The 9,681-nt window shown below is 40.2% G+C and carries 8 protein-coding genes; 5 read left to right on the forward strand and 3 right to left on the reverse strand.

Annotation, left to right across the window (positions count from 1 at the left end; translation table 11 throughout):
* The first annotated feature begins 2 nt into the window (after window positions 1-2).
* Window positions 3-890 (forward strand): CAF17-like 4Fe-4S cluster assembly/insertion protein YgfZ, encoded by an 888-nt coding sequence (gene ygfZ / locus C228_RS0101435; RefSeq protein ID WP_018650938.1) that lies wholly within the window; start codon window positions 3-5, stop codon window positions 888-890.
* A gap of 36 nt (window positions 891-926) precedes the next feature.
* Here ygfZ and C228_RS0101440 read toward each other — a convergent pair whose 3' ends face one another.
* Window positions 927-1,187, reverse strand: coding sequence for a YfhL family 4Fe-4S dicluster ferredoxin (locus C228_RS0101440; protein WP_026313128.1), 261 nt, complete (start codon window positions 1,185-1,187; stop codon window positions 927-929).
* 234 nt (window positions 1,188-1,421) lie between these two features.
* Here C228_RS0101440 and treB point away from each other — a divergent pair, with 234 nt between their 5' ends.
* Both treB and treC read left to right on the forward strand, forming a co-directional pair.
* A complete protein-coding gene (gene treB / locus C228_RS0101445) occupies window positions 1,422-2,846 on the forward strand; it encodes a PTS trehalose transporter subunit IIBC (RefSeq protein ID WP_018650940.1) in 1,425 nt (474 codons plus the stop codon).
* Window positions 2,847-2,922: 76 nt separating this feature from the next.
* Complete coding sequence (gene treC / locus C228_RS0101450; protein ID WP_018650941.1) at window positions 2,923-4,545, forward strand: alpha,alpha-phosphotrehalase; 1,623 nt, start codon at window positions 2,923-2,925, stop codon at window positions 4,543-4,545.
* A 45-nt stretch (window positions 4,546-4,590) separates the two neighbouring features.
* Here the strand turns inward: treC and narL are convergent, their stop codons facing one another.
* On the reverse strand, window positions 4,591-5,220 hold the full coding sequence (narL, locus tag C228_RS0101455) for a two-component system response regulator NarL (RefSeq protein WP_018650942.1): 630 nt from the start codon (window positions 5,218-5,220) through the stop codon (window positions 4,591-4,593).
* Window positions 5,221-5,424: 204 nt separating this feature from the next.
* On the opposite strand from narL, the gene rlmKL reads away from it, so the two are divergent.
* Window positions 5,425-7,563, forward strand: a complete 2,139-nt coding sequence (gene rlmKL, locus C228_RS0101460) for a bifunctional 23S rRNA (guanine(2069)-N(7))-methyltransferase RlmK/23S rRNA (guanine(2445)-N(2))-methyltransferase RlmL (protein WP_018650943.1) — start codon at window positions 5,425-5,427, stop codon at window positions 7,561-7,563.
* A 57-nt stretch (window positions 7,564-7,620) separates the two neighbouring features.
* A complete protein-coding gene (trmL, locus tag C228_RS0101465) occupies window positions 7,621-8,100 on the forward strand; it encodes a tRNA (uridine(34)/cytosine(34)/5-carboxymethylaminomethyluridine(34)-2'-O)-methyltransferase TrmL (RefSeq protein ID WP_018650944.1) in 480 nt (159 codons plus the stop codon).
* A gap of 140 nt (window positions 8,101-8,240) precedes the next feature.
* Here trmL and tal read toward each other — a convergent pair whose 3' ends face one another.
* Window positions 8,241-9,188 carry a transaldolase gene (gene tal, locus C228_RS0101470; RefSeq protein ID WP_018650945.1) on the reverse strand — a complete coding sequence of 316 codons (948 nt, stop codon included), beginning with the start codon at window positions 9,186-9,188 and terminating at the stop codon, window positions 8,241-8,243.
* Between the last annotated feature and the right edge of the window lie 493 nt (window positions 9,189-9,681).

The raw sequence follows: 9,681 nt of genomic DNA on the forward strand, positions 1-9,681 counted from the left end.
TTATGACGTGTGAATGCAGCAAAATCAGTAATAGCCACCCAGATCTCTGCGTGCAACTTTCTCAGTATCGTTTAATTGAAATTGCGGGTGTGGATGCTGAGAAATATCTTCAAGGACAATTAACCTGTGATGTAGCGAAACTGGCAGAAGGGGAACATACCTTAACTTGCCATTGTGATCCGAAGGGCAAAATGAGTGCGTTGATCCGTTTATATCGTCAAGCGGCAGATAAATTTGTCGCGATGATTCATGCGGATTTATTACCGGAAGCACTTAACCAACTAAAAAAATATGCGGTGTTTTCTAAGGTTACTTTCACCGAATTAGATACGCCGATTTATGGCGTAACAAGCGGTGAGATTTTGGCAAAACTTTGCGAAAATACGACCGCTTTAGTCATTCCGCAAGGGCAAAAACGTGCGATTGTTTGGGGAGCAATGCTAGAAACTAACGCTGATAGCCAATTATGGGATTTAATCGACATTCAAGACGGGATTCCGATGTTGCTAAAAGCGAATCAATTTGAATTGATTCCGCAGGCAACTAATTTACAAGCGGTCGAAAATGCGATTTCTTTTACTAAAGGCTGTTATATCGGACAAGAAACAGTGGCGCGTGCGAAATATCGTGGTGCGAATAAGCGAGCAATGTTTACGTTAGTCGGTAAATTTGAAGGTGAGGTGAGCTTACCGGAGGTTAGTAGCTCGGTTGAAATGCAGCTCGGTGAAAATTGGCGTGCAACCGGTACAATCTTAAACAGCGTGGCATATCAAAATAAACTTTGGTTGCAAGTGGTAATGAATAATGATGTTGAAGCGGATACTGCATTTAGAATTAACGGAATTCCATTAGCGATTTGTGATTTGCCTTACAGCTTTAAAGACGCATAATAAAAAACGGAGAATGAAGGTTCATTCTCCGTTTTTTTATATCTTGTCTGGGTGATGAATCATCACAAATCTTTCCCATAACTCTTCTTGCGTTTCTTGATGTTCTGGATCCGAAATAATACAGTTAGTAATTGGGCAAACTTTTTGGCAGGTCGGCTTTTCATAATGTCCGACACATTCGGTACATAATACCGGATCAATCACGTACACATCATCGCCGATTGAAATTGCTTCATTCGGACATTCAGGTAAGCACATATCACAGTTCGTACATCTGTGGGTAATCAGTAAAGCCATAAATTCAACGTATTCTAAAAAGTGAGCGATTATACAGGTAAAACGCAAAGATAATTTAGATTTACAGATATTTTACGCTAAAACGAAAAATTTTTGTGATCTAGATCGCAAATTTTGAATTTATTTTTCTTTTATCCCTTCTTTAGGGAACGTTCCCATTTACAAAAAATAACCAATGTCTATAATTCAACTTAATTTTCAGGTTAACAAACATCCAATAACAGGAGTATTCCTATGGCCAAAGCAAACATCGATCCGCAAAATGTGGATAAATTAATTGAATTTATTGGTGGTCGTGAAAACATTGCGACTGTCACTCACTGTATTACCCGTTTGCGTTTCGTGTTAAATGATGACAGCAAAGTGGATAGCAAAGCGTTAGAAGGCTTACCGATGGTAAAAGCGAATTTTGCTACAGGCGGGCAATATCAAGTTGTTATTGGGCAGGAAGTCGGTGATTACTACAAAATCGTGTTGGAGAAAACCGGCTTAGCGAATGTTGATAAAGAGCAAGTGAAAGCGGCTGCTCGTCAAAATCAAAAAGGCTATGAACGTTTGATCTCGCATATGGCGGATATTTTTATTCCGTTGTTGCCTGCGTTAATCAGCGGTGGTTTGATTTTAGGTTTCCGCAACGTGATTGGCGATATTGCGATGTTTGAAAACGGTACCAAAACACTTGTGCAAGTCAGCAGTTTTTGGGCAAGCGTGCATAGTTTCTTATGGCTGATTGGTGAGGCGATTTTCCATTTCCTACCGGTGGGAATTTGTTGGTCGATAGCTCGTAAAATGGGGACATCGCCAATTCTGGGTATTGTGTTGGGCGTGACTCTTGTTTCACCTCAGTTAATGAACTCTTACGGCTTAGGTTCGCAAATCCCTGAGGTATGGGATTTTGGCTTGTTAGCGGTCGAGAAAGTCGGTTATCAAGCGCAAGTAATTCCGGCGATTATGGCGGGTTTGGCGCTAGCCTATATTGAACGCTTTATGACGAAAATTGTGCCGAATTATCTTAATCTTATCATTGTGCCGGTGGTATCAATTATCTTAGCCGTATTCCTTGCACATACGATTATTGGGCCAATTGGACGAGAAATCGGTAACGGTATTGCATTTGTAGTGAAACATTCGATGACCGGCGATTTTGCCCCAATCGGTGCGGCGTTATTTGGTTTCCTTTATGCACCTCTTGTAGTAACTGGCGTACACCAAACCACATTAGCAATTGATATGCAAATGATTCAAAGCATTGGCGGCACACCTGTTTGGCCAATTATTGCTTTATCAAATATTGCGCAAGCTTCTGCGGTGTTAGCGATTGTGTTTGTGAGCAAAAAAGCGAACGAACGTGAAGTTTCCGTACCAGCAGCACTTTCCGCTTACTTAGGCGTAACCGAACCGGCAATGTACGGCATCAACTTAAAATATCGCTTCCCAATGCTATGTGCGATGATTGGTGCGGCATTAGCGGGCTTAATTTGTGGCTTCGCCGGTGTGCTAGCGAACGGTATCGGTGTGGGTGGTTTGCCGGGTATTTTATCAATCCAACACATTTACTGGGGAACATTTGCTGTTGCGATGTTAGTCGCGATTGTTGTTCCGTTAGTATTGACCGCAATGGTTTATAAACGCAAAGAAAAAGCGGGAACGTTGGAATAATCAAATAGATAGCGGTTAGATTTTTGCAAAATTTTACCAAAATCTGACCGCTTGTTAATTTTATAAGGAAAGCAGAATGAGCAAAAATTGGTGGAAAAATGGGGTAATTTATCAGATATACCCGAAATCTTTCCAAGATACAACAGGTTCCGGCACGGGCGATATTCAGGGGATTATTAAGCGTTTAGATTATTTGCAAACCTTAGGGGTGGACGGCATTTGGATTACACCGATGTATGTTTCGCCACAAATTGATAATGGCTACGACATTGCTAACTACCGTGAAATTGACCCAAGCTATGGCACAATGGCAGACTTTGAGCAATTGATTGCAGAAGCTCACAAACGCAATATTCGCATTGTGATGGATATGGTGTTTAACCACAGTTCGACTTTCCATGAATGGTTCAAGCAAGGCGAAGATCCTCAATCTGAATATCATGATTTCTATATTTGGCGAGAAAACCCGACTAACTGGAAATCGAAATTTGGTGGATCGGCATGGAAATGGTCGGATAAAGCGCAAAAATACTATTTACATTTATTCGCACCAGAGCAGGCGGATCTGAACTGGGAAAATCCTCGTTTACGTGCCGAATTATTTGATATTTGCCGTTTTTGGGCAGAGAAAGGCATTGATGGTTTGCGTTTAGACGTGGTGAATTTGATTTCTAAACCTGAACACTATGAGAACGACTTTGAGGGTGATGGTCGCCGTTTTTACACAGATGGACATAAAATTCATCAACATTTGCAAGAACTCAATCAAAAAGCGCTTACCCCTTATGGCTTGATGACCGTGGGCGAAATGTCTTCGACTAAGCTCGAACATTGCCAGCAATATGCGAATTTGGCAGGCACGGAGCTTTCGATGACCTTTAATTTCCACCACCTTAAAGTGGATTACCCGAATGGTGAAAAATGGACGTATGCTCAGCCTGATTATGTGGCGCTGAAGTTGATTTTCAACTATTGGCAACAGGGAATGCACAATAAAGCGTGGAATGCATTGTTCTGGTGTAATCACGACCAACCTCGTATTGTTTCTCGTTTTGGTGATGAAGGTGAGCTTCGTACCACGTCGGCAAAAATGTTAGCGATGTTGCTACACGGAATGCAAGGCACGCCGTATATTTATCAGGGCGAAGAAATCGGGATGACCAACCCGAACTTTACCAGTATTGCAGAATATCGAGATGTGGAAAGCCTCAACGCTTACATAGAATTGCAAGAAAAAGGTGAAAATGAGCCTCTTGTTCTGAAAATTTTGGCGCAAAAATCGCGTGATAACTCACGCACACCAGTGCAATGGGATGCAACTGAAAATGCAGGCTTTTCAAGTGGTAAGCCGTGGATTGATGTGGCGAAAAACTTCCGTGAAATCAATGTGGAACAGGCATTGGCGGATAAAGATTCGGTGTTCTACACTTATCAATCATTAATTGCGTTACGTAAGGAATTGGCGGTATTAATGGATGGCGATTATACGGATTTACTGCCGGGGCACCCGGTGGTTTGGGCATATCGCCGTCAAACTGCACAAGAGACATTAACGGTTGTTGCAAATTTAAGTGCGAAGAAGCAGCTCGTTAATATTGAAGCAAGCGGTCGAATTTTGATGAATAATTACCAACAAGTCACACAAACCGAACAGGGTATCTGGCTTGAACCGTATCAAAGCATTTACTTCATCGCATAAAAAGATAGAGGAGCAATTGCTCCTCTTTTTTACAGATAAATTTGATTAGCCTTTTTGTTGCTCTAGATAAAGTACGGTAGCGGCTACACGAGAATGCACATTTAATTTTCGTAATAAATTACGAATATGTACTTTCACGGTTTCTTCCGAAATGAACAATTGGCCGGCAATTTGTTTGTTCGACATACCGGTTGCGATCCACTGTAAAACATCACGTTCACGGTCGGTTAAAACGCTTAACGGATCATTTTCCGGACGGCGCTCTAATAAATGTTGCTGTACCGCTTCACTTAATACCATTTCACCTTTTGCCGCTTTACGAATATTTTCCACCAAATCAGCCGTATCATTGTCTTTGAGCAAATAACCGTCAACACCGGCATCCATTAAGGCGAAAATATCCGATTGTTCATCTGATACGGTTAAGACAATAATACGGCTATCAACACCGTGGTTACGTAATGAACGTAAAGTGTCTAAACCTGAGATCCCTTTCATATTCAAATCTAAAATAATCAGATCAGGATCTTTATCTAACGCTAACGCAATACCGTCAGTACCGTTACTTGCTTCCCCAATTACAACAAAATTATCTTCTAATTCAATAATTTGACGCATACCTTGGCGCATAAGCGGGTGGTCATCAATCAAAAGAATTTTATAAGGTTCGGTCATTTTGTGCCTCCAATAAAAATTGGCATAAATTTTGATAGTTATACTTACCTAAAGCAAGTTACCCATTTTGGGTAATTTAAAACATTTTTGATCTTAGCCAATTTCTTGTCTAGTTAAATTTCCTATTGATTTGTAAAACTTTTCAACTATTAGACCGCTTGTTCCGCTATAATAGCGCTAATTTTAGCTAAAAGAATGATAACAATGACGACTCAAACAACTTATTTTGCCACTGCTGCTCGTGGCTTTGAAGAAATGTTAAAAACAGAACTGGAGCAGATCTGCCAAGCCGAGTGTAAAGTTGCACAAGGTGGGGTGCATTTTACGACAACTCAACGAGGGGCATATCAGGCATTACTACACAGCCGTTTGGCTTCTCGTATCTTATTACCGTTGGTAACCACTAAAATTTTTAGTGATCTGGATTTATACGCAACGATCGTCGGTATCAACTGGGCGGAAATTTTTGATCCTCGTGATACTTTTTTTGTGGATTTCAACGGCACTAACCGAGAGATCCGCAACACGCAATTTGGTGCGATGCGAGTAAAAGACGGTGTAGTAGATTATTTTGAACGTAAAGGCTTTGCTCGCCCGACAATAGATAAAGATCATGCGGATATTCGAATTCACGTTTATCTCGACCGAGAAAATATGGTGGTATCGCTTGATTTAAGCGGTGATGCGTTACATATGCGAGGCTACCGTGAAGACACCGGTAAAGCACCGTTACGTGAAACATTGGCAGCGGCGATTATTCTTCGTTCCGGTTGGCAAAAAAGCACCCCGTTGATTGATCCGATGTGCGGTTCTGGTACGTTATTGATTGAAGCGGCACAAATGCAAGCGGGTATCGCACCGCAATTGCACCATAAACACTGGGGCTTTAATGCGTGGAAAGGACATCAACAAGCGGTATGGAAAGAAGTGCTGGAACAAGCCTATTTGCAACAAAATGAAGAAATTCAACCGCTTTTCTTTGGTTTCGACCTTGATCATCGTGTATTGGCTAAAGCTAAACAGAATGCGAAAAATGCCGGTGTGGCACATTTAATTCAATGGCAACAAGGCGATGTAGCGGCGTTAAAAAATCCTTGCCCTGAACAAGTCGGAACCGTGATTTGTAACCCGCCGTATGGTGAGCGTTTAGGTACAACACCGGCGCTGATTGCACTTTATTCGGTATTCGGGCAACGTTTAAAACAACAATTCGGTGGTTGGAATGCTTCTATTTTTAGTGGTGAACCGGAATTGTTGAACTGTTTACGTTTACGTTCACACCGTCAATTCAAAGCGAAAAACGGTCCGTTAGACTGTTTACAAAAGAATTATCAAATTAGTGAGCGCACAGCGACAGAACAGCAAGCTGATGAACTTAAATTTGAACAGAATGCACAGGTTGCACCTGACTTCGCAAATCGTTTAACGAAAAATATTAAGAAAATTGAAAAATGGGTGAAGCAGCAAGGTATTAATGCGTACCGTTTATATGATGCGGATTTACCGGAATATAATTTAGCGGTCGATCGCTATGATGATCATATTGTGGTACAAGAATATGCGGCACCGAAAAACATCGACGAACAAAAAGCCCGTCAGCGTTTACTAGATGCCGTGTCTGCAACCTTATATGTAACGGGCGTGGAAACCAATAAGTTGGTTTTAAAAGTTCGCCAAAAGCAAAAAGGCACGAACCAATATGAGAAATTAGCCAATAAAGGTGATTATTTCTACGTAACCGAATACGGTGCAAAATTATGGGTAAATTTGACCGATTATCTGGATACCGGCTTATTCTTAGATCACCGTCTAACACGTAAAATGGTAGGGCAGATGGCAAAAGGAAAAACGTTCCTTAATCTTTTTGCTTACACCGGTTCAGCGACTATTCACGCCGCATTAAACGGAGCGAAATCCACTACCACGGTGGATATGTCGAATACTTACCTGAATTGGGCGGAACAAAATTTAGAGCTAAATAATTTACCGCTACGTAATAACCGCTTATTCCAGGCCGATTGCTTACAGTGGTTGGCGGAATGTCAAGAACGCTTTGAGTTGATTTTCGTTGATCCGCCAACGTTCTCAAATTCAAAACGAATGGAAGACAGTTGGGATGTTCAGCGCGATCATATTAAGCTAATGACGCAGCTTAAACGCATTTTGACAGCGGACGGCACAATCGTATTCTCGAATAATAAACGTGGTTTTAAAATGGATTTCGACGGCTTAGCCGAATTAGGTTTACAAGCGGAAAATATTTCACATAAAACATTACCGCTTGATTTTGAGCGTAATCCACAAATCCATAACTGTTGGATCATTCGTCATATTGAAAATTAACAATGATGGAATACACAAGCGAGATTTGTGTATTCCATATTTTGATGGTAAGTAAAAATGTTAGATATTGTTTTATATGAACCGGAAATTCCACAAAACAGCGGTAATATTATCCGCTTGTGTGCAAATTGTGGCTTTAGATTACATATGATTGAACCGCTAGGTTTTGCGTGGGATGATAAAAAGCTACGCCGTTCAGGTTTGGATTACCACGAGTTTGTCGATATTCAAAAATATAAGAATTTTGAAGATTTTCTAGAACGTGCCAAGCCAAAACGTTTATTTGCACTAACGACTAAAGGTGAACCGAATCATAGTGAAGTGAGTTATGAATTAGGCGACTTCCTTATGTTTGGGGCGGAAAGCCGTGGTATCCCCATGGCAATTTTAGACACTTTACCAATGTCACAAAAAATCCGAGTGCCAATGTGCAAAGATAGCCGCAGTATGAATCTATCTAATACGGTGGCGGTTGTTGTATATGAAGCGTGGCGTCAATTCGGTTACCAAGGTTCTGTGCCGAGACAGCCAATTTAGCTTAGCGCTATCAAATTACAAGCGGTTAATTTTCCTTAAGAATTTGCAAATTATTCTGAGAAATTGACCGCTTGCTTATCTAAGTAGCATAAAAAAATCCCAAGCCTTAGCTTGGGATTTTTGTTTTAATAATTCAGTAATTAAAGTTTAGCAGCAAGCATTGCTTCTAATTTTTCAATATCTACTGCAAATTTACGGATACCTTCTGCTAATTTTTCAACAGCCATTGGGTCTTGGTTATGTTGCCAATAGAATTCCGCTTCTGTTAATGGTGCCGGACGAGTTTTCACTTCACCTTTATATTCTAATTTACGAACAAGCGGGGCATTGCTTTCAGCAAGTTCTTTTAATAACGGTGGAGCAATAGTTAAACGGTCACAACCTGCGATTTCTGTAATCTCACCTACATTACGGAAACTTGCACCCATAACCACGGTTTGATAGCCGTACTGTTTGTAGTAGTTATAGATATTCGTAACAGAAATTACACCCGGATCTTCTGCCGGTGCATATTCTTTTTTCTCTGCCGCTTTATACCAGTCTAAGATACGACCAACAAACGGAGAGATTAAGTAAACGCCAGCTTCCGCACACGCACGAGCTTGTGCTTGAGAGAATAATAAGGTTAAGTTACAGTTGATACCTTCTTTCTCTAACACTTCCGCCGCACGAATACCCTGCCAAGTTGAAGCGATTTTAATAAGAATACGATCATTGCTAATACCCGCTTCGTTATAAAGCTTCATAATTTGGCGGGCTTTTTCAGTTGTTGCTTCCGTATCGTAAGAAAGACGAGCGTCAACCTCTGTTGAAATACGTCCCGGTACAATTTTAAGAATTTCTAAACCAATATTAACTGCTAACTTATCTTCCGCATCAATAAGTTGTTGAGCTTTATCATCACTTTTTGCTTTAGCATAAGCCACTGCATCATCAATTAATGAAGCGTATTGCGGTAATGCAGACGCACTTAAAATTAAAGACGGGTTAGTGGTTGCATCTTGCGGTTGATATTGTTTGATCGCTTCAATGTCACCAGTGTCTGCAACAACAACAGTCATTTCACGTAAAGCATCTAATTGACTCATAAAAGGTTCCTCTTGTATATAAATAGATGAATAAGGATAATGACGTATATAATAACAGTAACTTCTCGAAAAAGTACGAATAATTTTGTGAGAGAGATCACAAAATTAGACATATAGTCAAAAGTTATCATGAAATCACTCAAAAATGTTCTTGTTTTGCTCAGTTTGAATAAATGTTGTGCGAAGTGTCAATTATTTTAAATTTTTTTGAAAAAAGTACTTGCAAGGATTTCATATTTCTCTATAATGCATGCCACACAACGACGCACTGTTGTGAGAAATTAGATTTAATGCAGTGCGTCGTTGTTTTTTGTTCTTTAACAATTTATCAGACAATCTGTGTGGGCACTTGTTGATTGACTTAATTAAAAAATATTTTTGATTTTGAAGTCTTAATAGGTGCTTAAACTAGAAATTCATTTTTACTTTAGAAGTAGAATGTAAACTTAGCTAAGCAGTTTATTGAGCGATTAAACTTTTTGAATTGAAGAGT

Source organism: Actinobacillus capsulatus DSM 19761 (genome assembly GCF_000374285.1).
Taxonomy (GTDB): domain Bacteria; phylum Pseudomonadota; class Gammaproteobacteria; order Enterobacterales; family Pasteurellaceae; genus Actinobacillus; species Actinobacillus capsulatus.

Excerpts from the sequence above, each read along its gene's own strand:
- trmL (WP_018650944.1), top strand. The coding sequence starts at position 7,621 with ATGTTAGATATTGTTTTATATGAACCGGAAATTCCACAAAACAGCGGT.
- C228_RS0101440 (WP_026313128.1), bottom strand. The coding sequence starts at position 1,187 with ATGGCTTTACTGATTACCCACAGATGTACGAACTGTGATATGTGCTTA.
- treB (WP_018650940.1), top strand. The coding sequence starts at position 1,422 with ATGGCCAAAGCAAACATCGATCCGCAAAATGTGGATAAATTAATTGAA.
- treC (WP_018650941.1), top strand. The coding sequence starts at position 2,923 with ATGAGCAAAAATTGGTGGAAAAATGGGGTAATTTATCAGATATACCCG.
- ygfZ (WP_018650938.1), top strand. The coding sequence starts at position 3 with ATGACGTGTGAATGCAGCAAAATCAGTAATAGCCACCCAGATCTCTGC.
- narL (WP_018650942.1), bottom strand. The coding sequence starts at position 5,220 with ATGACCGAACCTTATAAAATTCTTTTGATTGATGACCACCCGCTTATG.
- tal (WP_018650945.1), bottom strand. The coding sequence starts at position 9,188 with ATGAGTCAATTAGATGCTTTACGTGAAATGACTGTTGTTGTTGCAGAC.
- rlmKL (WP_018650943.1), top strand. The coding sequence starts at position 5,425 with ATGACGACTCAAACAACTTATTTTGCCACTGCTGCTCGTGGCTTTGAA.